General features: G+C 71.4%; 27 protein-coding genes. 15 read left to right on the top strand and 12 right to left on the bottom strand.

Annotation, left to right across the window (positions count from 1 at the left end; translation table 11 throughout):
- Nucleotides 1-210 precede the first annotated feature (210 nt).
- Nucleotides 211-1,206, bottom strand: coding sequence for an adenosine deaminase (locus ABD259_RS22285; protein ID WP_344165166.1), 996 nt, complete (start codon nt 1,204-1,206; stop codon nt 211-213).
- Nucleotides 1,207-1,356: 150 nt separating this feature from the next.
- On the opposite strand from ABD259_RS22285, the gene rnhA reads away from it, so the two are divergent.
- Entirely contained in the window at nt 1,357-1,836 is a 480-nt protein-coding gene (gene rnhA / locus ABD259_RS22280) for a ribonuclease HI (protein ID WP_344108746.1), read from the top strand.
- A gap of 146 nt (nt 1,837-1,982) precedes the next feature.
- The gene (locus ABD259_RS22275) at nt 1,983-2,633 is read left to right on the top strand and encodes a Uma2 family endonuclease (RefSeq protein ID WP_344165148.1); all 651 of its coding nucleotides are present in this window, start codon (nt 1,983-1,985) and stop codon (nt 2,631-2,633) included.
- Between the two features lie 49 nt (nt 2,634-2,682).
- On the opposite strand, the gene ABD259_RS22270 is transcribed toward ABD259_RS22275, so the two are convergent.
- A complete protein-coding gene (locus ABD259_RS22270) occupies nt 2,683-3,654 on the bottom strand; it encodes an alpha/beta fold hydrolase (RefSeq protein WP_344165146.1) in 972 nt (323 codons plus the stop codon).
- A 213-nt stretch (nt 3,655-3,867) separates the two neighbouring features.
- Between ABD259_RS22270 and ABD259_RS22265 the strand changes: the two genes are divergently transcribed.
- Together ABD259_RS22265 and ABD259_RS22260 are read left to right on the top strand one after the other, a co-directional pair.
- Nucleotides 3,868-4,395, top strand: coding sequence for a hypothetical protein (locus tag ABD259_RS22265; protein ID WP_344165144.1), 528 nt, complete (start codon nt 3,868-3,870; stop codon nt 4,393-4,395).
- Nucleotides 4,396-4,461: 66 nt separating this feature from the next.
- Nucleotides 4,462-4,857 carry a VOC family protein gene (locus ABD259_RS22260; protein WP_344108737.1) on the top strand — a complete coding sequence of 132 codons (396 nt, stop codon included), beginning with the start codon at nt 4,462-4,464 and terminating at the stop codon, nt 4,855-4,857.
- Nucleotides 4,858-4,892: 35 nt separating this feature from the next.
- Here ABD259_RS22260 and soxR read toward each other — a convergent pair whose 3' ends face one another.
- From soxR to ABD259_RS22245, 3 genes are read right to left on the bottom strand one after another with little or no spacing between them, the layout of a single operon-like run.
- Nucleotides 4,893-5,399 carry a redox-sensitive transcriptional activator SoxR gene (soxR, locus tag ABD259_RS22255; protein WP_344165225.1) on the bottom strand — a complete coding sequence of 169 codons (507 nt, stop codon included), beginning with the start codon at nt 5,397-5,399 and terminating at the stop codon, nt 4,893-4,895.
- Between the two features lie 40 nt (nt 5,400-5,439).
- Entirely contained in the window at nt 5,440-6,384 is a 945-nt protein-coding gene (locus tag ABD259_RS22250) for an alpha/beta fold hydrolase (RefSeq protein ID WP_344165142.1), read from the bottom strand.
- Between the two features lie 12 nt (nt 6,385-6,396).
- A complete protein-coding gene (locus tag ABD259_RS22245; protein WP_344165140.1) occupies nt 6,397-7,749 on the bottom strand; it encodes a YcaO-like family protein in 1,353 nt (450 codons plus the stop codon).
- A 337-nt stretch (nt 7,750-8,086) separates the two neighbouring features.
- On the opposite strand from ABD259_RS22245, the gene ABD259_RS22240 reads away from it, so the two are divergent.
- The 4 genes from ABD259_RS22240 to ABD259_RS22225 all read left to right on the top strand — a co-directional run bounded on the left by ABD259_RS22240 (nt 8,087) and on the right by ABD259_RS22225 (nt 11,527).
- Complete coding sequence (locus ABD259_RS22240; protein WP_344108731.1) at nt 8,087-9,028, top strand: methyltransferase domain-containing protein; 942 nt, start codon at nt 8,087-8,089, stop codon at nt 9,026-9,028.
- Between the two features lie 86 nt (nt 9,029-9,114).
- On the top strand, nt 9,115-9,735 hold the full coding sequence (locus ABD259_RS22235; RefSeq protein WP_344108729.1) for a PadR family transcriptional regulator: 621 nt from the start codon (nt 9,115-9,117) through the stop codon (nt 9,733-9,735).
- A gap of 179 nt (nt 9,736-9,914) precedes the next feature.
- Nucleotides 9,915-10,742, top strand: a complete 828-nt coding sequence (locus tag ABD259_RS22230; RefSeq protein WP_344165138.1) for an SDR family oxidoreductase — start codon at nt 9,915-9,917, stop codon at nt 10,740-10,742.
- Nucleotides 10,743-10,864: 122 nt separating this feature from the next.
- On the top strand, nt 10,865-11,527 hold the full coding sequence (locus ABD259_RS22225) for a TetR/AcrR family transcriptional regulator (RefSeq protein ID WP_344165136.1): 663 nt from the start codon (nt 10,865-10,867) through the stop codon (nt 11,525-11,527).
- Here ABD259_RS22225 and ABD259_RS22220 read toward each other — a convergent pair.
- The gene (locus ABD259_RS22220; protein WP_344165134.1) at nt 11,493-12,359 is read right to left on the bottom strand and encodes a helix-turn-helix domain-containing protein; all 867 of its coding nucleotides are present in this window, start codon (nt 12,357-12,359) and stop codon (nt 11,493-11,495) included. The genes ABD259_RS22225 and ABD259_RS22220 overlap by 35 nt on opposite strands.
- A 248-nt stretch (nt 12,360-12,607) precedes the next feature.
- On the opposite strand from ABD259_RS22220, the gene ABD259_RS22215 reads away from it, so the two are divergent.
- Nucleotides 12,608-13,096 (top strand): ATP-binding protein, encoded by a 489-nt coding sequence (locus ABD259_RS22215; protein WP_344165132.1) that lies wholly within the window; start codon nt 12,608-12,610, stop codon nt 13,094-13,096.
- Between the two features lie 423 nt (nt 13,097-13,519).
- On the opposite strand, the gene ABD259_RS22210 is transcribed toward ABD259_RS22215, so the two are convergent.
- Entirely contained in the window at nt 13,520-14,479 is a 960-nt protein-coding gene (locus ABD259_RS22210; protein WP_344165130.1) for a phosphatase PAP2 family protein, read from the bottom strand.
- Nucleotides 14,476-15,027, bottom strand: a complete 552-nt coding sequence (locus tag ABD259_RS22205; protein WP_344165128.1) for a polysaccharide deacetylase family protein — start codon at nt 15,025-15,027, stop codon at nt 14,476-14,478. The genes ABD259_RS22210 and ABD259_RS22205 overlap by 4 nt, the downstream gene beginning before the upstream one ends.
- A 329-nt stretch (nt 15,028-15,356) precedes the next feature.
- Here ABD259_RS22205 and ABD259_RS22200 point away from each other — a divergent pair, with 329 nt between their 5' ends.
- The 4 genes from ABD259_RS22200 to ABD259_RS22185 all read left to right on the top strand — a co-directional run bounded on the left by ABD259_RS22200 (nt 15,357) and on the right by ABD259_RS22185 (nt 18,932).
- Complete coding sequence (locus ABD259_RS22200; protein ID WP_344165126.1) at nt 15,357-15,911, top strand: hypothetical protein; 555 nt, start codon at nt 15,357-15,359, stop codon at nt 15,909-15,911.
- A gap of 3 nt (nt 15,912-15,914) precedes the next feature.
- Nucleotides 15,915-16,610: a two-component system response regulator CseB gene (cseB, locus tag ABD259_RS22195; RefSeq protein WP_412759479.1), complete on the top strand. Its 696-nt coding sequence runs from the start codon at nt 15,915-15,917 to the stop codon at nt 16,608-16,610.
- Nucleotides 16,611-16,645: 35 nt separating this feature from the next.
- Nucleotides 16,646-17,863: an ATP-binding protein gene (locus tag ABD259_RS22190; protein ID WP_344108709.1), complete on the top strand. Its 1,218-nt coding sequence runs from the start codon at nt 16,646-16,648 to the stop codon at nt 17,861-17,863.
- Nucleotides 17,864-18,113: 250 nt separating this feature from the next.
- Complete coding sequence (locus ABD259_RS22185) at nt 18,114-18,932, top strand: SGNH/GDSL hydrolase family protein (RefSeq protein ID WP_344108707.1); 819 nt, start codon at nt 18,114-18,116, stop codon at nt 18,930-18,932.
- Between the two features lie 191 nt (nt 18,933-19,123).
- Here the strand turns inward: ABD259_RS22185 and ABD259_RS22180 are convergent, their stop codons facing one another.
- The gene (locus tag ABD259_RS22180) at nt 19,124-20,005 is read right to left on the bottom strand and encodes a haloalkane dehalogenase (protein WP_344165124.1); all 882 of its coding nucleotides are present in this window, start codon (nt 20,003-20,005) and stop codon (nt 19,124-19,126) included.
- A 157-nt stretch (nt 20,006-20,162) separates the two neighbouring features.
- On the bottom strand, nt 20,163-21,032 hold the full coding sequence (locus ABD259_RS22175; protein WP_344165122.1) for an RNA polymerase sigma factor: 870 nt from the start codon (nt 21,030-21,032) through the stop codon (nt 20,163-20,165).
- 250 nt (nt 21,033-21,282) lie between these two features.
- Here ABD259_RS22175 and ABD259_RS22170 point away from each other — a divergent pair, with 250 nt between their 5' ends.
- Complete coding sequence (locus tag ABD259_RS22170) at nt 21,283-21,639, top strand: ester cyclase (RefSeq protein WP_344165120.1); 357 nt, start codon at nt 21,283-21,285, stop codon at nt 21,637-21,639.
- A 129-nt stretch (nt 21,640-21,768) separates the two neighbouring features.
- On the opposite strand, the gene ABD259_RS22165 is transcribed toward ABD259_RS22170, so the two are convergent.
- Nucleotides 21,769-22,494: a deiodinase-like protein gene (locus ABD259_RS22165; protein WP_344165118.1), complete on the bottom strand. Its 726-nt coding sequence runs from the start codon at nt 22,492-22,494 to the stop codon at nt 21,769-21,771.
- A 798-nt stretch (nt 22,495-23,292) separates the two neighbouring features.
- Between ABD259_RS22165 and helR the strand changes: the two genes are divergently transcribed.
- The gene (gene helR / locus ABD259_RS22160; RefSeq protein WP_344165116.1) at nt 23,293-25,455 is read left to right on the top strand and encodes an RNA polymerase recycling motor ATPase HelR; all 2,163 of its coding nucleotides are present in this window, start codon (nt 23,293-23,295) and stop codon (nt 25,453-25,455) included.
- 506 nt (nt 25,456-25,961) lie between these two features.
- Here helR and ABD259_RS22155 read toward each other — a convergent pair.
- Nucleotides 25,962-26,222 (bottom strand): hypothetical protein, encoded by a 261-nt coding sequence (locus tag ABD259_RS22155; protein WP_344165224.1) that lies wholly within the window; start codon nt 26,220-26,222, stop codon nt 25,962-25,964.
- Nucleotides 26,223-26,343: the final 121 nt, after the last annotated feature.

Genomic DNA, 26,343 nt, shown 5'->3' with positions numbered 1-26,343 from the left:
GTTGCTGAATGGATTGCGTCAGGTCACGGGGGGTGCGAAGGCCGGCTGCCCACTGACCACCGGGGGCGGGCGAGCCGGAGACACTACCGCCAACGCGACGCCCCGCCGCGTTTCATTCCGGATCGGTCAGATTCGCAGTGTGATTGCGCTCTCGCCCGCCGTCCGCACCCGGACCGAAGCGCCCCTGGTGCCCGCGCGCCGCGGCCGACCTCAGTCGGCGAACCGGTGGGCGTCGACTTCGGCCAGCAGGGCGGCGCGCCGCTCGGCGCCGATGAACGCGGCGTTGACGGAGTTGCGGGCCAGGGTGCGCAGGTCCTCCTCGCCCAGCCCGAGGGCCGCGCGCACGCCGCGCATGTTGTCCTCGGCATAGCCGCCGAAGTAGGCGGGGTCATCGGAGTTGACCGTCACCATCAGCCCGGCGCGCAGCATGCGGGGCAGCGGGTGGTCCTCCAGCCGGTCCACCACGCGCAGCCGCACGTTGGACAGCGGGCACACCGTCAGCGGGGTGCGCTCGCTGCGCAGCAGCTCGACCAGGGCCTCGTCCTCCATGCAGCGCACGCCGTGGTCGACGCGCTCGACCCCCAGCACGTCCAGGGCCTGCCACACATAGGCGGGCGGCCCCTCCTCGCCGGCGTGGGCCACCAGGTGCAGTCCGGCGGCCCGCGCCCGCGCGAACACCTCGCGGAACTTCTCCGGCGGGTTGCCCAGCTCGGCGGAGTCCAGCCCGACCCCGCTGATCACGTCGAAGTAGGGGCGCGCCTCCTCCAGCGTGCGCAGGGCTTCCTCGGCCGGGAGGTCCCGCAGGAAGCACAGGATCAGCCGCGTCGTCACCCCGTGGCGGTCCTCGGCCGCCCGCAGCGCCGCCGACAGCCCGCGCACGACCACGTCCATCCCGACACCGCGGGCCGTGTGCGCCTGGGGGTCGAAAAAGATCTCGGCGTGGCGCACGCCCTGAGCGGCCGCCCGGGCCAGGTAGGCCTCGGCCAGGTCGGTGAAGTCCCGCTCGGTGCGCAGCACCGCCATCAGCGCGTAGTACAGGTCGAGGAACGACCGCAGGTCGGTGAAGGAATAGGCGGTGCGCAGCTCCTCCACGGTGGCGTAGGGCAGCCGCACCCCGTTGCGCTCGGCCAGCTCGAAGGCCAGTTCGGGTTCGAGCGTGCCCTCGATGTGCAGGTGCAGTTCGGCTTTGGGGACGGGGGTGGGCATGGGCGCGCCGCCTCGATTCTCCTCGGTACGTGGTCGATACCCCGACATTCTTCCCGGCAGCCGGGGGCGGACGGCTCTGGTAGGGGCACGGACGGGGACGTTGGGTCGACCACAGTGCGGCCGGGGCGGCCGCGCGATAGATTGCGCGCCATGGACACCAGTGGGGGGACGGCGCCGGGCTCGGGCGCCGTGGAGATCTACACCGACGGCGCCTGCAGCGGCAACCCCGGGCCCGGAGGGTGGGGCGCGGTGCTGCGCTACGGCGCCCACGAGAAGGAGCTCTACGGCGGCCAGGCCGAGACCACCAACAACCGGATGGAGCTCATGGCGGCGATCATGGCCCTGGAGACCCTGAGCCGCCCGGTACGCGTCCACCTGCACACCGACAGCACCTACGTGCGCAACGGCATCACCAAGTGGATCCACGCCTGGAAGGCCCGGGGCTGGCAGACCGCCGACAAGAGGCCGGTGAAGAACGCCGATCTGTGGAAGCGCCTGGATGCCGCCGCCACCCGCTACGACATCGAATGGACGTGGGTCAGGGGGCACAGCGGCGACCCGGGAAACGACCGCGCCGACGCCCTGGCGTGCCGGGGCCGGGACGAGGCCGCGGCGATGCCCACGGGTTGACGGCGCCCTGTCCTGCACGCGGGAAACGGCCGGGGTTCTGGCCGGCGCCGCACGGCGGGACTAGGGTGAGCCCACGGACCTGTGGATCCCCCGGACACGGAGAGGGGCTGGCTTCTACGATGACCAGGTCGCGGGAAGGAGCACCCATGTCCGTCACCATGTCGGAGCCGGATACCCGGTCGGCGGCTGACCCGGAGGTTGACCCTGAAGGTCACGAGCCGCCGCCCAGCACGGAGGCCTCACCGCAGTACGAGTCGATGCGGGAGCTCGCCGAGCGTGTGGCCGAGACGCTCCCCGATGGGTATCGAGTGGAGATTCTCGGAGGAAGCCTCATCGTGTCCCCCACACCCACCCGGAAGCACAACGCGGCCATCCGGAAGATCATGCTGCAGTTGGAACAGCAGCTTCCCGAGGAACTCGTCTCCCATCAGGTCACCTCCATCGGGCACGTTGACGCCGAGGACAGCGCGATCCCCGATCTCGTCGTCTACCCCGCTGAAGCCGAAGACGATGACGAGTGGCTGACGCCTCCGGACATCGTCGAGTTCGCTTTGGAAGTGGTCTCCAAGAACAACAGCACGACAGACACGGACGCCAAGCCCCGTGTGTATGCCGGCTGGAACATCCCCATCTACCTCATCCTCGACCCTCGGGACGGCACCATCGTGCTTTACGCGGATCCGCGCGAGGGCGAGTACCGCAGCGTGCACCGCATGAAGTTCGGCGACGTCGTGAAGCTGCCCGAACCTCTCAACGACATTCGCCTGGAAACCGAGGGCATCGCGCGCTACCAGTAACGGGGGGAACGAACCAGGGGCCGCCTCTCGTCGCGTCGTGCGGGGCGCATCATGCACGCTGCCGCGTCAGCTCATCCTTCTCCTTCTTCTTCCGCGCCACCGCGAGGTGGCGGTCGGCCAGGCCCGAGAGGACGGTGGCGACCGTCGCGGGGTCCTCCAGCGGCGTCATGTGACCGGCCCGGGGGATCTCGACCAGATCCTCGCAGTCGGGCAGGGCAGCGGCGATGCGGTGGGCGTGCGCGATCGGGGTGAGGCGGTCGCGGCCGCCGGCGACGACCGTGGCGGGGCACTCCAGCGCCCGCACCTCGCGTTCCAGGTCGAGTTCGGCGAGCACCCGGCCCCAGTGGGCGCGGGGCAGGGAGGGGCAGGCGTGGACGAGGCGTGCGCAGAAGTCGACCATCTGCGGACGGGCGTCGGGGGCCATGGTCACGTAGTGCAGCGCGGCCCGCGTGAGCGGCGTCTTGGGCCCTAGCGGCACAGGCGCGCCCAGCAGCAGGCGGTGGCCGGCCGCGCCGAGCCGCGGAAACAGCGCGGCTCCGGGCACAACGCGGGCGGAGGCCAGGAGGTCGGCGCAGCCGGTGCTGATCAGCGCCACGGCCGCGGCCCGCTCGCGCACCTCCGGCCGCTGGGCCGCGGCCATCAGCGTCATCCCGCCCATGCTGTGCCCGCCCAGTACGGCGCGCGTGCCCTGGGGGACCGTGGCGCGCAGCACCGCGCACAGGTCGTCGGCCAGGGCGGAGACGCCGTAGCCGTGGCGGGCGGGCCGGGCGCTGCGGCCATGGCCGCGCTGGTCGTACAGGACGACCTGGTAGGCGGCACCGAGCCTGGTGACCACCGGGGCCCAGAACGGGATGGAGCACGTCCAGCCGTGGCTCAGCACGATACTCGGCGCGTCGTGGGGGCCGTGCACCTCGACGTGCAGGCGGGTTCCGTCAGCGGAGCGGACGCTCAGCTCGCGGTGCGGGGCCGCGGGCGCCGTCCGAGCGGCGGAGGGGGCGGGTGAGGCCGGTCCGTTGTCCATGAGCAGGCGCCTTTCGTGGCTACCGACGGGGCACAACCAGTGCTGCCCGAGCCTAAACCATGACAATGGCCATTGGAAGGGTTTTGGCCGGGTCGAACCGCGCGCCCCGACCGCCCCGCGCCACCGGCCACGTGCGGTAACGTCGCGCCCACACGACCGACCGGCCCCGTGCGGGGCCGGGCCGTATCCGACCGGGGACGACCACCACCGCCCATGAACGACGACACCACCGCCATCGCCGACATCCTCCACGCGCTTCCCATCTACGCCCCGGCCGACGAGCAACGGCGCGGGCGCGTCAGCTCCACCACCGTGGACCCCGGCGCCACGCTGCCCACCAAGGTGGTGGTGGACTTCGGCTCCACCCCCCACGGGCCCGACCGCGGACCCGACCTGGAGATCGCCACCCGCGCCTGGGACCCCGCCACCGCCCCCGGCGAGCACGAGCTGCGGGGCTTCTGCGCCGAGCGCGACCTCATGGAGCGCCGCATGCGCGACCCCCTCAGCGCCCAGGCCCTCGCGCTGCCCCCGGACGCCGCCTGGTCGCATACCCGCATCACCCTCGACGCCGTCCCGCACACCTTCACCGTCCTGACCACCGCACACACCTGGGTGGCCGCCACCGTCCTGCCCGGCCCGTTCCTACTGCGGATCTTCACGCCCACACCCGCAGGGCACCCCACGCACCTGCGCCGCGTCACCTCGGCGACCCAACTGGAGCCGATCCGCGGGCGCGGCTGACCCCGGCCGCCGCGGCGCGTCGCGGGGCGGCTTCACCCCGCCACCGCCGCGCCCTAGCATCGCCTCATGGCCATCCACGTGCTGGGCAGCCGCCTCCTGCTGCGCCCCACCGACCTCGAACGCAGCCGCACCTTCTACCGCGACATCCTGGGCCTGGCCATCTACCGGGAGTTCGGCACCGGCGACGGCCAGCACGGCACCGTGTTCTTCCTCGGCGGTGGCTTCCTGGAGCTCTCCGGGCACTCCGACCGCCCGCCCGAACCCGCCGCCACCCAGCTGTGGCTGCAGGTCCCCGACATCTGGGACGCCCACCGCGCCCTGGTCGGACGCGGCGTGCCGATCGCGCGCGAACCCAAGCGCGAACCCTGGGGGCTGCTGGAGATGCGCATCACCGACCCCGACGGTCTGGTCATCTTCATCGTCGAGGTCCCCGACGACCACCCCTTGCGCTACCGCCCCTGACACCGCCAGCGGGCCCGCCCCCGGGCGCCCCGACCTTAGTCGGCGCAGCCCCTCGGCGGCTCCAGGAAGTCGGGCGAACCGGGCGCCCCGCCCACGAGAAGATGGCGCGGCCCCGGCCCCTGCCGGCCGCAGGCGTCGTAGGGGTTGGACAGCACACAGCGCTCCAACGACAAACAGCCGCAGCCGATGCAGCCGGTCAGGTCGTCGCGCAGCTTCTCCAACTGCCGGATGCGCGCGTCGAGCTCAGTGCGCCACTGCTCCGACAGGCGCGCCCAGTCCTCGCGGGTGGGCGTGCGCTCCTCCGGCAACGCGGCCAGCGCCTCGCGGATGCGGCTCAGCGGGATCCCCACCCGCTGCGACACCCGGATGAACGCCACCCGGCGCAGCGTGTCACGCCGGTAGCGGCGCTGGTTGCCCGCGGTGCGGCGGCTGGCGATCAGACCCTTGCGCTCATAGAAGTGCAGCGCCGAAACCGCGACGCCGCTGCGCTCGGCGACCTGGCCGACGGTCAACTCCTTGGCCTTCCACGACACCTGCGTCACGTTCACCGTCCCGATCGTCGACCCTGAATCAAGGTTGACGTTACCGGGCGACCGCGCCTCCCGTCACCGCGGCGGCGACCCCCGCCAGCGACGCGCGGATGCGCTTGGCCAACCGGGGCTCCAGCGCCGAATGCCCGGCCTCCACCCACCTCAGGCGGGCGTGCGGCAGCTCCGCACACAGCCGCCGGGCGCTGGCGGCCCCCGCGGTGTCACCGGTGCCCTGGACCACCGTCACCGGGGCCGCGACCGCCCCGGCCCGGCCCAGCACCCCCTCGGCCGGCAGAAAGAACCGGTGGCGCGCGTAGTGCGCCTCCACGGCAACACTCGCCACCAGGCCGGGCCCCGCCCGGATCCGCGACGGGGCGAAAGCGGCACCGCCCTGGGCCGCGTCGAAGGCGAGCCAGTTGCGCACCGCAGTCATGTGGTCGGGGTGGGCCGGATCGTGGATCCGGCGGGCGTAGGCGGCGGGGACATCGGCGCGCTCCGCGGCGTCCAACGGGGCGACGAACCGGTCCCACACCGCCGCGTCCACGCCCCGCCCGTCCAGCAGCGGCCGGTACTCCTCGCGTGCGCCGAGGAACACCCCGCTGAGCACCAGCGCGCGCACGGCCCGCGGGTAGCGCGCCGCCAGGGCCAGCGCCAGCACCGCCCCCCACGACGGGCCCAGCACCACCCACCCTTCCACGCCCAGATGGGCGCGCAGCCGCTCCAGATCGTCGACCAGGTGGTCGGTGGTGTTGGCCGCCAGCTCGCCGCGCGGGCGCGACGCGCCGCATCCGCGCTGGTCGACCTGGATGACACGGAAACGCCGCGGGTCGGCCAGGGCGCGGTGGGCGCGCGTACTGTGCCCGCCCGGCCCGCCGTGCAGGAGCAGGAGCGGGACCCCGCCGGGGGCGCCCGACTCCCACCAGCGCAGGACATGGCCCCCACCCACGGGCAGCCATCCGCTGCGCCGGGTCGGTGGTGCGGCCGCGGGGGCGGTCATGGTGTCACCTGCTCACCGGTGCGCCGACCGCGGGGGCTGGGCGCGCAGGCGGCGCCCGCGCGGCCCAGGCAGGGCCAGGTGCCCGTCGGTGATCAGGTGGAAGCGCTCCAGGCCCGGGCACTGCACCTGCACGACCGCCGTCCCGTGGGCCAGCACCGCCAGATCGCGGGCCACGACGCGGTGGCCGGCGGCGCTGATCCGCCGCACCGCCTCGGCGCGCTGCTCGGCCACGGTCGCCGCGGGGGCGACGGCATCCGCCGGCAGCGGCCCCCATGGCGCGTCGTCGATGCGGCCGTCGACGGCCATCTGTGCGCAGGCCAGCAGTCGGGGGTGGGCGGCCAGCCGGGCGCGCGCGTCGGCGCCCTGGGGTTCGCGGGCCCACTGGGCGATGAGGTGGTCTTGGACCAGCTCGCTCACGGCGCGCTCCACGGCGTTCTCGCCCGACAGCGAGGCGCCGACCCCGTAGCGCGGTGCGCCTCCGGGCAGCGGCGGGGCGTGGGCGAGCACGACGGGCACGTCGATGTCGGTCGTCAGGTCCAGCAGGGTGACGGGGCCCTGGACGGCGGCGGAGGCCTGCGCGAGCCGCTGACGGAGGAACGGGGGAAGGGCGGAAGGGGACAGGCGGGCCGGCAGCGGCCCGCCGTCGTGCACGGTGCGCAGCAGGAACACCGAGAGCGCGTCGCGCTCGGCCCACTCGTTGAGGGCGTGCAGGAGCGCCTCGTCGCGGGTGGCGCCGATCGCGCAGCCGGTGTTGACGCTGAAGGAGAGCACCGCGCGGTAGTCGGCGGTGTCGCCGAGGCGGGCGCGGTGGGCGGCCATCGGCCCGGTGGGCAGGGGGTACCACGGAGCCCACAAGAACAGCGGGACGTCGATGGGGCCGCCGCCGTCGAGGGCGTCGTAGGGCAGGCAGGCGAGGCGTGGGCGGCCGGTGCCGTCGAGGCGGCCCATGGCGCGTTCGGCGCGCAGCGGGCCGGCGGCGAGGTCGGCGAGGTCGCGGAGCTCGACGGGCAGGGTGGTGAGGATGCGGGGGCCGGTGAAGGCGTGTTCCAGTGCTTCGAAAAGGGCCCCGACACGCGCGGGTGCCGCGCAGCCTTTTCCGCTTCCCAGGCCTTGAGGGATCGGGGTGCTATCGGCGCCGCGCAGTTGGCAGTGTGCCGCACTCGGGCCGGCGGCCCTGAATTCGTGCAGGATAGGGCGCCATCCCAGGTGGGCGATTTCCCGCCGGGCCTGTTTCTCGGCGTCGCGCAGCGGAAATTCGCGTTCCCGCGCTCCGGCCCAGGGCTCGGTGCTGGCGCGAACCGCCCCGGTTGGGGGGCCGACGTTGGCGGCCGGCCCCCCAACCGTGCGGGTGGACTCAGGCCTCAACGGTGTCCTGAGCGGTCTCCTCGTCCATTTCGGCGGCCTCGACCGTGATGTCCTCGACAACATCAAGGTCGACGGCGTTGAACTTATGAAAACAGCCCATTGTCGGCTCCCTGTCTTTTCGGTGTGAACGGGTCGATCGTTCATAGGCATTTCTACATCCCTGCGCGCTACTTGTCACCATGTATGTTTGTGGAATGTTGTGGGTAGTTTTCGGTCGATCCAACATACATTTACTCGGTGTGAGTGGATCGGCACGCAGGGTCGGAGAAATTGCGGGGCGGGTACTTCCTCGGCCCCACGGTCCCCACGGTGAACCCTGCCTGGCACACTCCGGCTCATGAGCACACCGGCAGAACACGAACCCGACCTCCTCGCCCGCGTCGATGAGCTGGCCACCGGGGCCTGGGTGCTGGCCGCCCTGGCCGCCGCCATGGAGACCGACCCCACGGCGCCGCTGGGCGAGGAACACGGCGCGGTCCTGGGAGCCGCCGGATACGCCGAGCGCACTCCCGACGGCTGGCGGCTGCGCCCCGAGCACCGTGCCGCCCTCGACGCACTGCCGGTGCCCGAGGCCCTGCCCGCGCAGATCGCCTGGATGCTGCGCCAGATGTCCGACGCCGCCGCCGGGCGCCCCGGCGGCGCCGAGGCCGAGGACGACGCCGAGCTCATCGCCGAGGGCGAGGCCTCCGGGCGGGCCGTCGGCGCCCTGCTGGACCGGCTCGTCGACGAGCTGCCCGACATCGACGCCCTCCTGCAGCGCCCCGATGCCCGGTTCCTCGACGTGGGCACCGGCATCGGCGCCGTCGCCGCCACCGTCGTCACCCGCCTTCCCCACGCCCGCGCCGTCGGCCTGGACATCGCCCCGCGCGCCCTGCGCCTGGCGGAGGGCCACCTGGCCGCACGGGGCGTGGGCGACCGCGTCGAACTGCGGCACCACGATGTCGCCGACCTCGCCGAGACCGACGCCTATGACCTGGCATGGCTGCCGCTGACCGTCCTCACCCCCCAGGCGGCCGAGCGCGCCCTGCCGCGCGTGCGCGCCGCGCTGCGCCGCGGCGGCCGCGTCATCGCGACGGCCGCGCCGCGCACTCCGGGCACCGGAACGGGCGGCGTCGTGGGGCAGGCCGTGACCCGGTGGCGGCTGGCTCGCGCCGGCATCACCCCCTGGAGCGCGGGCGAACTGGCCCAGCGGCTCGCCGCGACCGGTCTCCACGACATCCGCGAGATCGAGCTCCCCCCGCCCGCCACCACCGTCGTCGTCGCCCGGAGGCCGGACTGACCGCCGTCCGCCGGCGCACGCGCCAGCGGCCGCGGGGCCGCTAACCTAGGGAAACCACGACAGGCCACAGGTGAGACAGGGAGACGATGTCGGCGACACGGCTGCTGGTGCTGGGCGTGGTGCGCGTCCACGGGACGGCCCACGGCTATCTCGTCCGATCCGAGCTGCTCACCTGGGGAGCCGACGCGTGGGCCAACATCAGGTGGGGGTCGATCTACCATGCGCTGCGGCAGTTGGCCAAGGAGGGCCTGCTCACCGCCGCGGAGGTGCCCGACTGGCCGGGGCGCACCGACTACGCGCTCACCGAGGCGGGCGACGCGGAGTTCCTCCGGCTGCTGCGCGGCGCTCTGCGGGAGTCGGCCGACCGTCCCGACCTGCTGGGCGCCGGTGTGGCGTTTTTGCCCGCGCTGCCGCGCGCGGAGGCCGTCGCCCTGCTCACCGAGCGCCTGCGCGGGCTGGAGGCCGGGCGGGCCGAGGTCGACGACACCTTGCATTGCCCCGGCACCGGCGGCCTCCCACTGCACGTCCGCGAACTGTTCTCACTGTGGATGACGTCGATCACCGGCGGCATCGAGTGGACGCGTGACCTGATCACCCGGCTGGAGAACGGCGAGTACGTCATGGCCGGCGAGGGCGCGGCGTACGGCGAGCCGGGCAGTGCCCACCTGCCCGAGTTCATCCGCCCCGCGGCCTCCGGTACCGAGTAGCCCCCGCGGTCCCCTCGGGCGGAGCACAGCGGACCCTAATACTCAAACTTGAATATGAGCGCCTGGCGGGCTACGCTGACCGCTCACTCAAACTTGAGTAAAGGGTTGTGGGGATTTCGGAGCACAGCCCCGATCGGGTGAGTGGACGACGCCACGACGAGCGAACGTAGGAGGCGGACATGACGGTTCTGGTCACCGGCGCCACCGGCAACATCGGCCGGCACGTGGTCCAGGGACTGGTCGACAGGGGGGTGAACGTCCGCGCGCTGACCCGCGACCCGCGGAAAGCCCAGATGCCCGAGGGTGTGGAGGTCGCCCAGGGCGACCTGGCGCGGCCCGACACGCTGGCCCCCGCCCTGGAAGGCGCCACACGGATGTTCCTCTTCCCCCAGGCCTACCGGGTACCGGTCCCCGAGCGCCTCGCCGACTACGCCTCCTCCGCGGGCGCTGTCGAGGCCGCCGAGAAGGCCGGCGTCCGCAGGCTCGTGGTCATGTCGCCCGAGGGCGGCCTGGTCGAGGCCGTGCAGACGACGGCGATGGAGTGGACCATCGTCAACCCGGGCGAGTTCATGCTGAACAAGCTCGACTACTGGGGCCCCACCATCCGCACCGAAGGCGCGGCCCGATCCGCCTACCCCGACTCGCCGGGGTGCCCCATCCATGAGGCCGACATCGCCGACGTCATCGTTGCCGTGCTGCTCGACGACGGGCACGCGGGCGCCACCTACGAGCTGACCGGACCCGAACTGCTCACCCCCGCCGAGCAGGTCCGGGCCATCGGCCAGGGCATCGGGCGCGAGCTGCGCTTCCAGGCCCTCAGCCCCGAGGAGGGCCGCGCCGAACTGGTCAAGCACTGGGGCGCGCTCAGCGCCGACCACTTCATCGAGTACCAGCAGGAGTGGGCCACCACCCCGCCCACGGTCCTGCCCACCGTCGAACAGATCACCGGGCACCCCGCCCGCACCCTGCGCGCATGGGCCGCCGACCACGCCGCGTCCTTCCGCTGATCCCCACCGGTCCCGGCACCGCCGGCGGTGCCGGGACCCCACAGCCCGCCCATGCCAGCACCCCGACCCCATTCGCCTAGGGTGGTGCCGGGCCCGCAGGGGCGGACAACGCGGAGGGAACGATGACACACAACCCGCGACGGCGAGCGGCCCTGTGCGACGCCGCCCTGGCGGTCCTGGCCCGCCACGGCGCGCGCGGCCTGACCTTCCGCGCTGTGGACGGCCAGGCCCACGTGCCCACGGGCACCGCCTCCAACTACTTCACCAGCCGCGACGACCTGCTCGCCCAGGCCGGGCGCCACCTCTACGTGCGCCTGGCCCCCGATCCCGACGAGGTCCGCGAGCACATGAGCGGACCGCGCACGCGAACCATGGTCACCGAGCTGATGCGGTGGCTCCTGCGCCGCATCACCGACCAGCGCGACCTCTACCTCGCCCTCCTGGAGCTGCGCCTGGAGGCCACCCGTCGCCCCGAACTGCGGGAGGCGCTGACCCGCACCATCCGCGAGGACCTCGACGCCAACGTCCGCGGGCACCTAAAGGCCGGACTACCCGGCGACCGCACCACCGTCGTGCTCCTCTACCTCGCCATGAACGGGCTCATGGTCGAACACCTCACCCTGCCCGGCGTCCTGGGCGACGCGGACACCGAGCAGCTGATCGCGGCGCTGGTCGCCCACCTCGTTCCCCAGGAGAGCCCGGCGGCCGCCTCCCGAGACTGCGTGCCCGACGCCCTCCCCGACACCGGTGTCAGGCGGGCGGAGGATCGCCCGTCGCGTCGATGACCTCGCGGATGAGCGCGCGGGAGCGCGACGGTGACAGGGCCTGGCGCCCGAGTTGGGCCAACGCGCCGTCGTAGGCCGCGACCTCCTGCTCCTCCTCCAGGTAGGTCGCGCCCATGCGGTACTCGATGTACACGAGGTCCCGGTCGCGCGGGTCGGGAAACTTCAGCGTCACGAACGACCCGTGCGACCCGGAATGCGCACCCGACGCGAACGGCAGGACCTGCAGCCGGAGGCCGGGGCGCTCGGAGTCGGCCAGCAGCCGCAGCAGCTGGCCCCGCATGACCTCCGGGCCGCCCACCGTCCGGCGCAGCACACCCTCATCGATGACGGCCCACACCCGCACCGCCTCCTCGGTCAACCGCCGCTGGCGGGCCGCGTGGATCTCGACGCGGCGCTGGGCCTCACGCTCATCCACCGGCTCGGGTTCGCCCTCCAGCAGCGCCCGCGTGTAGTCCTCGGTCTGAAGCAGACCTGGGACGTGGTCGACCTGGTAGCAGCGGATCTCGCCGGCCTCGGCCTCCAGACCGATGTAGGTGCTGACCCAGGAGGGGATGTCCTTGGCGTAGCGCTGCCACCAGCCGCGCTTGCGCGCTGCCCGCGCCAGGTCGATGAAGTAGGAGCGCTCTTCCTCGGGCACCTTGTAGAGGTTGAGCATCATGGAGACCGTGCCGACCTCGGCTCTGACCTCTGCCTTTTCCAAGCGGGTGATGGTGACAGGGTTCTTGCCGACGTATTGGCCGACCTGCTCGCGGGGAATTCCGGCTTCGCGTCGCCTCTCCCGGAGGAAGCGGGCCAGGGTGCGGCGGGCTGCGGTGGGGCTGTTACGTGGCACGATGCACCTCCGAAGCTGGGGCCAGCAGGAATCAGGATACGTGCACTAGTGCTTTTTTAACCAGTTAACTCATACCTCTTGCGCTGCGAGGAAGGGGCGGGCGATATTGGAACGGTAGCCCCGCATCACCGCACGTGTCCGGCGAACCAGGAAAGGTGATGGGGAAAAGAACAGCCCTGACCCGGTGGTGGAGCACCCGGTCAGGGCATTTCCGTCCGACTCACCTGTCTCGACCAGGGAGTAGAACCGTGCACAACATAACAGGTCGCCCCGTTCCGGGCTGTCCTGGCATGTGCCGCCACGAGGCCGACCACCAGCTGACGTTCGCCGGCCGCCCGGCGAGCGTCGGCGTCCTCCGCGACTGGGTGGCGCGCCACATCCGCCTCGGCCGCCACGACTACCCGGGCACCCTCACCGACGACCTGGTGATCTGCGCGAGCGAGATGGGCACCAACGCCATCCGGCACTCGCGCTCGGGCCTTCCCGGCGGGGTCTTCACCGCGTCCCTGTGGCAGGGACCCGGCTGCGTCTGCCTGGAGATCCGCGACATGGGCCCGCGGCCGGACACACCGAGCGTGCCGCACATTTCCGACTCGATATCAGCGGACTTCGCCCGCGAGTCCGGACGCGGGCTCGGCTTCGTCGCCGCACTCTGCGACGGCCGCTGCGGCTTCACGGTCCCACCCCACCCGCGCGGCCACACCGTCTGGTGCGAACTACGCGCCCCGCTGGCCTGAGACGCGCGAAACGCAACCCCCGTCGATCCTTCCGTTCCTGTCGCAGGACGGCCCCCGCGACAGCGGGGGACACGGGCCCCGCGGCGAACGGCACCGGCGCGCCACGCGCGACCAGCGCACGGAGACCAGCCGCCCCGGAACCATCGAGGAGACCGCCGAGCTGACCACCACCGCGGGCGGCAGCGAGCACGGCCTCCAGCCGACACCCCGACCCGCCCTCCGGCCGCACCGACACCGATTGCACCAGGCCCCGGCGCCGGGCGCTACATCGCCACCGTCCAGGGGCGGGCACACCCGCCGACGCCACGGGACACCGCGAGAACATGCCGGTGCCCCCGCCGCGCTCGCCGCGGCGGGGGCACCGCCACCACAGGGCTTACGACTCCCGGGGTCAGGGGGAGTCGGCCCGCCCTCGGGGGACAGTCAGGGCACCCGCGGCATCTCCGCCCACGCCGCGACCGGGCGATCGGCCCCAGGCGGGACCTCCCCTTGGCCCTGCCGCAGAACCCCGGGCGGGTCCCCGGACCCCAGCAGCGAGACCAGGACCAGGGCGGCCACCAGCGGAACGGCACTGACCCCCGCCGCCAGCCACCCGGCCACTTCGACGCCGACCAGCCCCGGGCCATCCGCCGACGGGCTCAGCGCGAGCAGCTCCAGCGGAACCGCGGTCAGCAGGAACACCGGCAGCCACGCCCACGCGGCGGCCAGCAGCGACGCGGACACCCCCGAGCGCCGCGCCGGGCTGAGAACCGCCATCGCCACACAGAAGGCGGTGAACGCCAGCAGCGTGCTGCCGATGACATCGCTGGGACGGTGCCAGCCCTGGGCGACAACGGTCATCGCCACCGCCCCCGACCACAGCGCCCCCACCCCGGCCACCACCGGCCTGAGACGCGCGGGTGCCACCACGAGCAGGCCCAACACCAGCACCACCGCGAGCGTGACATGCCCGCTGGGGAAACTGTTGTCGCCGCCACCCCACACGCTGCCGGGATCCAGCGGCGGACGCGACAGCAGCTCGCCCTTCAACAGGAAACTGGCACCGGCCGCAGCCAGGACCATGGCCAGCGCCACAACGGTCCTCCGCACCTGCCGCTGGGCCAGGCCGACCACCGCCACCAGCGCGAGTCCCGCCACGAGGATCACCGGCGCGGTCAGCCAGTGCAGGCCGCTGAGCAACGCACTCCACTGCGCCACTCCACCCCGCAGTGGATCGGCGAGGCGGCCATAGGCCTCACCCAGGATCCCGTCCTCCAGGCGCTGCCCGGCCCCGGTGCGCACCAGCAGCGCGTAGGCCACCGCGAAGGCCGCAGCGCTCCCGACCGCCGCCGCGCCCATCACCGTCCGGTATCCACACGACGATTCATGCGACGAGAAACTCATGTCAGGTAGTCCTCCAAAAGGGCGGGCTTAAGCCCGGATTTCTCCGCCTCTTCAGCGAACCTGTCGACGTCCTCGCGGAATTGCTCACGGAAATGCATCAATACGATGTCTCCGGCGCGGAGCCGATCACCCGATGCGAATTGAATCTTCCCGTTGGCAATCTCGGCGCTCCAGTGCACGACGTGCGTGGCGCCGCATTCCGCGGCGGCGCGCAGCGTGTCGTCGTCGAAACTGCCATAAGGCGGGCGCAGCAGCGTGGGTCGGCGGCCGAACTCCTCCTCGTAGTTGTCGGAGGTCGCACAGATCTGGCGACGCTGCTCATCAGCCGACTGGCTCTTCAGGTCGGGGTGGTCGAGCGTGTGGTTCTCGATCTGCGAGCCGGTCGCGTCCCGCAGGCGGCGAAAGAAGTCGGCGTCCTCGCGCACGTACTGGTCGGTGAGGAAAAACGTGGCCGGGACCCCCGCCTCCTTCAGGACATCAGCCATCTTCGGATCGCGCGTGGCGCCGTCGTCGATGGTGAGAAAGACGACCGGGTCGTCGGTGTCCACCCGGTAGTCGGCGTCCTCGATGGTCCGCGGCGTCGCCGAGGGTGAGGGGGCGCTCTTCCGCGCCGTGGAGGGTTTGGCCGGGGACGGGGGTGTGCACGCCGCGAGTGCGGACACCAGGGCCACGAGAAGTGCCCCGATTCCCAACATCCGGGTCCTCATCGTTTCTCTTCCATTCGCCATGAAAGGAAGATTAGGGAGGGAAATTCTCGGCTCTCCCGAGCGATGGTTGCGGCATTCCAGCGGCAACCCGTCGGTTGTGTAACGGGCGGCGGAGTGGCGGTAACATGGCGAAAGTGGATATTCGGGGGGCGTTTGCCATAACGGCGGTTGTGATCGTGTGCACGCTGGCCGCCGTCAGCGGCTGCGGCGTGGTCGACACCGGTGTGCGGGTCGAAGCGGGGAGCGACAAGGGGACGGCGAACCCGACCCCGGAGCCGGGTGCCGACCCCCACCGGCGCGAGGCACCGAGCGTCGACCCCGTCGCGGTGCTGCGCGAGGACCCCGGGGTGAGCCAGGACGTCAAGGACCTCATCGCCCAACCCTGCTCCGGCGGGGAGTACGGCAGCGGGTGGTTTCCGCTGTACGCCAGCTACACCACGATCGACGACACCGACATCCAGGTGGTGGCCATCAATGTGCAGGGGTGCTCCGATGTGGTGGCGTGCACCGGCGTCCAGGCCAGCTACGTCTACCGGATCGGGGACAACCGCACCAAGCGCGTCTACACCTCCGAGGAGCGCATGGGGGAGGTCACCGTCAAGAACGGCGACCTGTTCGTGCAGCGGCCGGTATGGCAACCCAACGACCCGCCAGCCTGCCCGCGTGGCGGGGAGTTGGTTCCGTTGTCCTGGGACGGCACCAGGCTGGTGGCGGACGGCGAGTGAGAGGTGAATGTGGCAGAGACGCGCGTACTGTTCGTGGAGGACGACGATGTCATCCGGGAGACGACCCAGCTCAGCCTGGAGCGCGACGGGTTTCGTGTCACCGTCGCCGCCGATGGCCGCGCCGGGCTGGAGGAGTTTCGGGCGTCGCGGCCCGACGTAGCACTGCTTGATGTGATGCTGCCCGGGATGAACGGGGTCAGCCTGTGCCGGCGCATCCGCCAGGACAGCCTCATCCCGGTCATCATGCTCTCGGCGCGCGACGACCCCGTGGACATCGTCGTCGGCCTGGAAGCCGGCGCCGACGACTACGTCACCAAGCCCTTCGACAGCGCCGTGCTGGCCGCGCGTATCCGCGCCGTGCTGCGCCGCACCGAGGGCCGCCCGGCCGGGGACGGCGACGACCACGGGGCGCTGAGGTTCGGGGACGTGGAGATCGACCCGGACGGGGTGCGGGTGCTGCGCGGCGGCGAGGTCGTCGCGCTCACCCCCACCGAGATGCGGCTGCTCCTGCGCTTCGCCGAATCACCGGGCACCGTGCTCAGCCGCGACATCCTGCTGGAGAGCGTCTGGGACTACGCCTGGGGCGGCGACAGCAGGGTCGTCGACGTGCACGTCCAGCGGCTGCGCAACAAGATCGGCGCCGAACGCATCGAGACGGTGCGCGGTTTCGGCTACAAGCTCGTCGGTCCGGACCAGTGAGCCTCCGCTGGAAGATCACCGCGACGATCACGTTGGTGAGCGTGCTCGTCGCGGTCGCGTTGAGCCTGACCGTGCACTTCGCCTACGCCTACCGCCTGGCCGACGAGGCCCGCCAGCTGCAGTCAGAGCGCATCGAACTGGCGCTGCGCGAGTACAGCCGCACCGGGCAGGCCACGCTCGGCACCCGCCTGGACCCCCCTGACCTGCCCACTCAGCTGCGGCAGGCGGTCAAGGACGGCTCCACCGCGACCCTGCTGGAGGACACGGGCGACGGCGCTGTCATCTGGGCCGCGGCGGCCGTCCCCGAGCAGCAGGTCCTTTCGCTGCGCTCGCCCTATGACCCGCAGCTCCGCGCCCTGGCCTCGCTGGACCGGGTGCTGGTGATGGGAGCACTGACCGTCGTCGCCCTCGGCGCCGGGGCGGGGGTCGTCATCGGCGCGCAGCTGTCGGTCCGGCTGCGCCGCGCCGCCGCGGCGGCCGGTCGGGTCGCCGAGGGCGACCGCAGTACCCGCGTGAGCGCGGCGATCGGGTCGGGATCCCGCGATGAGGCAGGCGAGCTGGCGCGCTCGGTCGACGCGATGGCCGACGCCCTGCAGAGCCGGATCGAGGCCGAGCGCCGAGTCACCGCCGACATCGCCCACGAGCTGCGCACCCCGCTGACCGGCCTCACCACCGCGGCCGAGCTGCTGCCGCCGGGCCGCCCGGCCGAACTGGTCCGCGACCGCGTGCGGGTGCTGCGCGCCCTGGTCGAGGACGTCTTGGAGGTCGCCCGCCTGGACACGGCCACCGAGCGCGCCGAGCTGTCCGAGGTTGCCCTCGGTGCCTTCACCACCCGCCGCGCCGCACCTTATGCCCCCGAGGTGGAGACGCGCGTGCGCGCCGACGCGGTCGTGGACACCGACCCCCGCCGCCTGGAGCGTATCCTGACCAACCTGATCACCAACGCGCTCAAACACGGAGCCCCACCGGTCGTCGTCGAGGTCGACGGCGCGCGCATCACGGTCCGCGACCACGGTTCGGGCTTCCCCGACGAGCTGCTGTCGGAGGGGCCGAGCCGATTCCGCAAGTGGCCGGGCGGCTCCGGCGGACACGGCCTGGGGCTCACCATCGCCCTGGGGCAGGCCAACGTGCTGGGAGCACGGCTCACCTTCGCCAACCCCGCCGACGGCGGCGCGCTGGCCATCCTGGACCTGGCCCCCGACGAGCACGGCCATCCGCCCCACAGCGGGGAGCGCCCCCGGACGCGGTCCTAGAGCGCCGCCATCGCTGAGGCAGCCCAACGCGGGCGCATCGGCCCTGGGGGAGACCCCCGGAGTTGGCTGTGGTGTCCCTCAGCGGTGGGGCCTGCCTGGAAAGCCGGCCCGGTTCCCGCCGGGCCAGGCCTCAGGTACCGATCTGGCGGAATCCCAGGAATCCCGACGCCCGCCCGCCTAAAGTAAGCAACCTCGTGTTGATCTCGTGGACCGGCCGGGTTCCCGCCCCCGAAACGCAGGAGGATGCACCATGGCCACCGAGCCTGTCCCCGGTGTGCGGCGCGGCCGCGTGCTGCTCGCCGTCGCAGTGCTGTGCGCGGCCGGCGGGCTGGCCACGCCGCCCCCGGCAGCCGCCGCGCCAGTGGGCGCCTATGTCGCCCTCGGCGACTCCTACGCCTCCGGGCTCGGCGCCGGCGCCTACGATCCCCGCAGCCGCGACTGCCAACGCAGCACCCGCGCCTATCCCGAGCTGTGGGCGGCGGCCCACGCCCCCTCCTCGTTCGACTTCACCGCCTGTGCGGGGGCCAGCACCTCCGACGTCATCGACCGGCAGCTCGCCCCGCTCGACCGCGGCACCGGCCTGGTGAGCATCACGGTGGGCGCCAACGACGCCGAGATGGGCGAAGTCGTGCTCACCTGCATCCTGCACACAAAGGAGGCCTGCCAGCAGCGGGCCGGCAAGGCACGGGCCTACATCGCTGAGACCCTGCCTGGCAGGCTTGACGAGGTGTACACGGCCATCCGCGACAAGGCGCCCGAGGCCCGGGTGGCCGTCGTGGGCTACCCGCGGCTCTACGAGCCGCGCCGCGTCTGCCCCGAAGGGGGGCTCAGCGAGGAATCGCGGACCGCGGTCAACGACGTCGTCGACGACCTCAACAACGTCACCGACGAGCGCGCCTCTGGCCACGGGTTCTCCTTCGGCGACGTCCGCCCGGCCTTCACCGGCCACGGGGTCTGCTCCGGCGACCCCTGGATCCACGCCCCCACCGTCCCCGTTGAGGAGTCCTTCCACCCGACGGCCCAGGGCCACTCCGACGGTTACCTTCCGGTGCTGACCGACACCGCGTGACGCGGCGACACCGGAGTTGTGTGGATCCGATGGCACCTTCGAGCCGCGCGCGCGGACCCTCGCCCGCACGCGGCGAGATCCCGTCGGTACCCCGACGACCTCCCCTGAGGGCTTCGGCGGCGGGTGCCGGCCAATGGCGGCTGTGCCGCTGCGAGAACGCGTCCTCGCAGCGGCACACGCTCGCCACCTCGTCAACGCGTCTGCGCGCCTCGGTCAAGGGTGTCGATCCAGCGGGACAGCGCCGCCCCGATCTCGTGGGGCGCGTCCTCTTGGACGCAGTGGAGCCCGGTGACGGTCACCTCGGTCTGGTTCTTCCAGGTCCGGGCGAACTCCCGGTCCTCGCCCACCAGGGCCAGGCCCGGTTCGGCGTTGACGAACAGCTTCGGGATGTCGGTCCGGGCCATGAACGCCGAGTATTCGGCGACGATGCGGTGGACGTCGGCGGGGTGCCCATCGATGGGCACCTCACGCGGCCACGTCAGGGTCGGCCGACGCTCCTCGCCCGGACTGGTGAAGGGACGCCGGTACTCCGCGGACTCCTCCTCCGTCAGTGTCCGCATGATGCCCGCGGGCAGGAACCCCTCCACGAACGAGTTCTGCGTGAGGATGAGCTCTTCGCCCGTCTCCGCCCGCCAGGCGCGGAAGTACTCGGCGCTGTCACCGAAGCCGTCCCAGGAGAAGGGACGGACGATGGACTCCATGTAGGCGATACCGGCCACGGATCCGGGGTGCCGCCGGGCCCAGTCGAAGCCCAGAGCCGATCCCCAGTCGTGGACGACGAAGACAACGTCGTCGACCACGCCCAACTCCTCCAGGAGGGCGTCGAGGTACGCGCGGTGCTCCACGAAGCGGTAGCGCTCGTCACCGGTTCCATCGAGCTTTCCGGAGTCGCCCATACCGATGAGGTCGGGGGCGATCACACGCCCCTGGTCGGCCACGGCGGGGATGATGTCGCGCCACAGGTAGGACGATGTCGGGTTGCCGTGGAGGAAGACAATGGGCGCTCCCTCGCCGACCTCGACGTAGGCCATCGTGCTCTCGCGCACGGCAACGGTCTTCTTCGTGTAACGCATGGGGACCACGTCCTTTTCTCTCGGGTTGCTAATCGCGGTCGGCGGCTGGGCATGGCGCGGCCAGCCGCCCTGGTGTGGGGCAGGAAACGGCGGATGAGGTGGGGCCCGGATCGGCCAGTGGGCGCAGGGACCGGGTCGGAGTCGACCAGGGTCCGGTTCAGCGCGTCGGAGCGCTGCCCGCGGCGGAGGACGTGCCCGGATCGAACAGCCGGTGAACGAACGCCGCGAGGTCGGCCGTGGACCGGTTGTCGGGATGCGACCGGTAGAGGGCGCCGGCACGTTCGGCCTCGTCCAGCCGCCGGATCTCGCCCAGCACCTCGGGGAAGTGGCGGGCTTGCTCCGCGGAGGAGGCGAACACCAGGTCGTGGGGGTCGACGCACCCGCGTTCGACCGCCACAGGCGCCCGCAGGCGACACCGGCAGGCGTTGCGCCGGTCGATGAGCCCGCACCGCGCCCGCATCAGGTCGGTGATCTTCGTCCGCGACCTCTGCAGACGCTTGCGGAACGCCGGCGCGGAGATGTCCAGGATCGTCGCACCGGTGGCATGGTCCAGCTCCATGATCTCGCCGAGGATGTAGGCCATCCGGTGGCCGCGGTCCAGGCAGAGCAGCATGGCCAGCGTGCAGCCGACCTTGACTTCCTCCAGCAGAAGGCGGTCGGCCACGTGGGCGCCCGTCGCCTCCGGGAGCGCGGACGGTACGCGTGACAGCTCCTCGTCGAACTCCTCAAAGCTCAGGGCGCGGCGTTCACCCTGGGTGCGGGCCAAGGACAGGAACTTGTTGGTCGCCACGCGATAGACCCAGGTGGAAAACGCGCTCTCACCGTTGAACCTGTCGAGGCGCGTCATCACCTGCACGAGGGCCTCCTGGGTGGCGTCCTCGGCGTCGCGGGGATCACCGAAGAAGCGGACCGCGAGCCGGTACACCTCGGGGTGGATTTCGCAGATCAGCCGCTCCAGGGCCTCGGCCTCGCCGTCGGTGGCTGCCGCCACGTTGTCGACGTGCCGGTCGTCTGAAGATTCCCACATGGTTTGCCCCCTGCTCTCGGTCGCCGGTGCGGTGCCTCATCCGCTCAGGCCCTACATCTGGTTAGACGCCGCGTTCCCCCCGCGTGTGACCGCGCCCCGGAAAGGTTTTCCCTCCGCCGCGTCGCCGCCGCACATGCCGGGAACCCCGACGTGGGCTCACGTGCCTCGGTTGCCCCCTGCGGTGAGGGTCGTCCGTTGGTTGGTGGCGGCTCTTGATCTCCAGCGTGTGACAGTGGTTGGCTGTCTGGCTATGGCTCAGACACCTCAGCATGACCTCTACCGGCGCTGGATCGATGAGCTGTGGAACGGTTCGCCCGAATCCGTGGAGCACCTCGTGAGCGACGATTTCGTGGGGCACTGGCCGGACCGCGACGTCCACGGCCCCGCGGAGCTGGCCGAACTGATCGCTCAGACGCAAGCCATGTTCAGCGGCCTGCGCTTCGTGTTGGAGGTAGGTCCCGTCGTGGAGGGGGACCTGGTCGCGGGCCGGTGGACGGGACATGGCCGAACGCCGGATGGCGAGATGACCTTTTTCGGAAACGATATCCTGCGGGTTCGCGATAACCGTTTCGTCGAATACTGGACCGCGTCGAGCGCAGGCGGCTGAGCGACCCGGGGCGGCCCGTCGCCGGCCCCGACAGCGTCCGTGAGGTCACGGCCGGCCGGAGCGCGGAGGAGGGCGCGTTCGGGCGCCATACTCTGGTCGGTCAGCCGCCCGGTGCTGGGCCGGGTGGACTCAACGCGTGGCGGGCGGGCGCGCGCCCAAGCGTTCGATGTCAGGGCGGGCACGTTCGAAATCGGCGATCGCCTGCTGGCCCGAACGCTCCATCACCCGCTTGAACAGGTCCTGTGTCGCACGGTCCTGGGAGAGGCGGGCCGGGAAGCCGGGCTGCGGGGATGTGGGTACCGGGCCGCCGCTGGCCAACGCCTCAAGCGTCTGGTCGATCAGCTCCGGGTCGTTCCACTGTGCGCGCACAACCACCGTTCCCGTTCCATCGATGACGTAGGCCGTGTTGGGCATCGCCCCGTAGGCCATGTGCGCTGATCCGGTCAGGTCATCGACAAGGACGGTACGCCGTTCGCCGTCCGCGTCGGGCAGCAGGCGGGCGTGGTGGACCTTGTCGGCCATGCTGCGGTGCGGGCCGAGGTTCTCGCCGGGATGCGCCTCGCGGGTGTAGAGGACCAGGAAGGCAACCTCCGGATACCGCTGGGCGAGGGCGTTCATGGGCCCGATGCGTCCCACGTAGATCGGGCAGGTGGCGCTACCGGTCTCCAAAACGACCGTCTGCCCCCGGTAGTCGGAGAGCTTGACCGCTTCGGCGTCCGCGAGCCGTTGGGCGGTGAAGTCCGGGGCCGCTTCGCCGACCTTGGGTCCCTCCAAGCGGTCCATGGTGCGGTGTTCGAGGCTGAAGTGCGCGTAGTTGTAAGCCGACGCCTGTGCCGCTGACTCGCTGGTGGCCATGCCGTTCACCATATTCTTCATTCTTCGCCGCATCTGTGTCCCATCGCGCGCGGCACCGCACCGTTTGCGGGGAACACCGCACACGCTTCATACGCGTTCCCGGCGAGGATTCCGCGCGATCACGGGCTGAACGCCCTGCCCACAGGTGGGCGTCCGCGGTCGTGGCCCGCGCGGCCCCCGGTCCATCGGCTGCCCGGACGCCGTCACGCACACCACTACGATCACGTTGACCCTAGGGCAGATGACTGCCGCCCGTCTGGGAAAGTCACATTTCCTGCACATCAAACGAAAAGGGGCAAGCCGCTGGACCCACGACCTGGCACCCGAGAAGCGCGTAGATCTGCACGGTGTGTCCGTTCTTATGTGTGACGCAAACCGGAACGAACTGAGCGACGGGAGCGCCGCGCTCGACGTGATCGGCGAAGCGAGGGGGTGCGGCGCCGATGCGGTGGCCGTGCCCGTCGAACGGTGCGAAAGTGCGGCAGGCCAAGGACGCCTGAAAAAGGGAAAACGGACTGGTCAGAGGCGCGGCGGCGGGAGCGAGCGAGCAGCGGACTGGATGGCAGCTCCACGATCCTGGTCACCAGCGCTTGAGAGGCGAGAAAACGCCGCGTTCCGCAATGCGTCCGCCGGCCCTGCGGGGCATCCGGCGGCGCAAAAAATCGTCCATCGACGATGGACGATCAAAGGGGAGGGTCTGGGCCCTTTCCGCCACTTTCAACTTATAGCGCACCCCGGGGCTTGCGGCAAGACCCCGGTCATACCGGACAATCGTCGCTCGTGACTACGACCCATAACATGCGAGACGACGTGAACACCCAGGCCACCACCGCGTTTGACCTTCCCGACCACCTGTCGCACAAGGCCGCCCCGAATCAGATCGCCAACGACGAACGGCACTTCGCCGCCATCGCGGAGAGCCTCGCGCAATCGATCACCGACCTGTCCGACCGCCTCGACGCCATGCGCCAAGCCCCCGGCGGCAAGGGCCGGGCAGCGCTGGACCGGGACTTGGAGATCCACCGGCTGGCCGCTCGCCTACGCGCCCTGCGCCGCTTCGGTTTAGACGTGTGCCTCGGACGCATCGTCAGCGCGGACGACGCCGAACCCGTGTACATCGGACGGCTCGGCCTCACCGACAGCGAGGGGCGCCGACTGCTGATCGAGTGGCGCTCTCCCGCGGCCGAGCCGTTCTTCGCGGCAACCCACGCCAACCCGATGGGGCTGGCGAGCCGCCGCAGGTACCGCTGGAGCGACGGCAAGATCAACGACTACTGGGACGAGGTGTTCACCGCCGACGGACTGGACGGGCACGCAGCGCTCGACGACCAGTCCGCCTTCATCGCCAGTTTGGGCGCCCACCGGTCAGCCCGGATGCGCGACGTGCTGGGCACTATCCAGGCCGACCAGGACGCGATCATCCGCGCCGGTTCCGCCGGTGCTCTTGTCGTCGAGGGCGGTCCGGGCACGGGGAAGACCGTCGTCGCCCTGCACCGCACCGCGCACCTCCTCTACTCCGACCCCCGCCTCGGTCACCGTCGGGGCCGCGTGCTGTTCGTCGGTCCGCACCAGCCCTACCTGGCCTACGTCGCCGATGTCCTGCCCAGCCTGGGAGAGGAGGGCGTGCAGACCTGTACGCTGCGCGGCCTGGTCCCCGAGGGCGCTACAGCGGGGATCGAGGCCGACCCGGAGGTGGCCCGCCTGAAGTCATCGGCCACGCTGGTACGTGCGATCGAAGCGGCCGTCAGGTTCTACGAGCAGCCGCCCGCCCAGGGGATGACGGTCACCACGCCGTGGTGCGACATCTGGCTGAGCGCCGACGATTGGGCCGAGGCATTCGAGGCGGTGGAACCGGGCACCCCGCACAACGAGGCGCGCGACAAAATCGTGGAAGAGCTGGCCGCGATCCTGGCGGACAAGCACGGCGATGACGATGTCTCGCCCGGGATGCTTTGGAAGTCGCTGCGGGGAAACCCGGAGCTGATCAGGACCCTTTACCGCGCGTGGCCGCTGCTGGAGGCGACCGATGTCGTCGGAGACCTGTGGTCGGTACCGGCCTACCTGCGCATGTGCGCTCCCTGGCTCGAACTCGACGCGGTTCGCAAGCTGCAGCGCGCCAACGCCCAGGCCTGGACGGTGTCCGACCTGCCATTCCTAGACGCCGCACGGCAGCGGCTGGGCGATCCGGAGGCGTCCCGGCGTCAGCGCCGGTACAAGGCGTCGGTCGCGGCCGAGCGCGAACGCATGGCCACCGTCATCGACAGCGTGGTCGAGGCCGATGATGACGGTGAAGGCGCGGTGACCATGCTGCGCGGAGAGGACCTGCAGGACAGCCTGGTCGACGAGTCCGCACTACCCGGCACCGACCCGGACCTGCTCGCCGGCCCGTTCGCGCACATCGTCGTGGACGAGGCTCAGGAACTGACCGACGCGGAATGGCACATGCTGCTGCTGCGGTGCCCGTCACGGAGCTTCACCATTGTCGGGGACCGCGCCCAGGCCAGGCACGGGTTCAGGGAGCCGTGGCGGGAGCGGCTCGAACGGGTCGGGTTCGACCGGATCACGCTGACCTCCCTGAGCATCAACTATCGGACGCCGGAGGAGGTCATGGCGGCAGCCGAGCCGGTCATCCGGGGTGTGCTGCCCGACGCCAACGTGCCGACCTCGATCCGCAGCGCCGGCGTTCCCGTCGCACACGGGTGTGTCAAGGATCTGCCGGCGCTCCTCGACACCTGGCTGGCCGAGAACGCCGAGGGGACCGCCTGCGTCATCGGCGACCCCGCGTTCCGGGCGACCCCGCGCGTCCGGTCGCTGAGCCCGGACCTGGCGAAGGGGCTGGAGTTCGACTTGGTCGTCCTTGTCGACCCGGAGGCGTTCGGTGAGGGTGTCGAAGGAGCGGTCGACCGTTATGTCGCGATGACCCGAGCGACCGGACAACTTGTTATCCTCACGAGCTCCTGACCTCGGTCCCGACAATGTGATCGCCGTCTGGTGATCATGCGGACCGCCACCTTCACCGCCCGGTACCGCGGCGGCCGCTGTGCCTCTAAAGCAGCGCCGCCGCGGACTCGCAGCAGGCCGATTGCGCTCGGGGCTGTCGCCGGGCGGTGTGAGGGGCCGAGTGCGGGTGAAAAGCCGTCGCTCCATTCGGGCGTGCCTGGTTCGCCCCTCCGGTCCCACGGCACCGTACGGAGCGTGCACCGGCGCGTCCCGCAAGCAACCATCACCTGCCTGGCCGAGGTCGGGCACGCGAACGGCGAGCATGCGAGCACTGGCGGAGCCGAGATTACGCAGTTCCGTGACACTCATATGAGCCGATCATCCAGGTGAGGGCGACGCGTACGCCGTTCGCCCAGGGACACGGATCGCCGTCGTGGCCTCAGGTGAGCACCGGAGCCTAGGACGGTCGCCCCAGCGTAGCGGCGGCGTGCTCGGGCAGCCCCAGCGCCGCGATGAACGCTATGCCGTCAGACAACCGAGGAAGCCAGCCACTCGTCAGTGAGCTGGTGCAGCCGCTCCTTGGTTCGGGCGGGGGCGAACGAGGCGTCGATGCCGGCCCGGGAATGTTCGGCGATAGTGGTGTCGTCGTAACCGTAGACCTCACGGAGACCGGTGTACTCCCGGGTCAGATCGGTGCCGATAATGGCGGGGATGTCGGTGTTGACCGTGACGGTGAGCCCGGCCGCCCGGAGCAGTGGCAGCGGGTGGTCGTCGAGGGACTCCCCTATCTGTCAGGCTCGTTTGAGACATACAGGACGAATCAGTCTTAACTAGAACATCAAGGGCGAGACAAGGACCTGCACCGCAGTGACGATGAGCCTGACCGACATGGACCCCACCAGCGGGAAC

It is taken from the genome of Nocardiopsis rhodophaea (assembly GCF_039530945.1).
GTDB lineage: Bacteria > Actinomycetota > Actinomycetes > Streptosporangiales > Streptosporangiaceae > Nocardiopsis_C > Nocardiopsis_C rhodophaea.
This window is presented reverse-complemented; position numbering and strand designations above follow the sequence as displayed.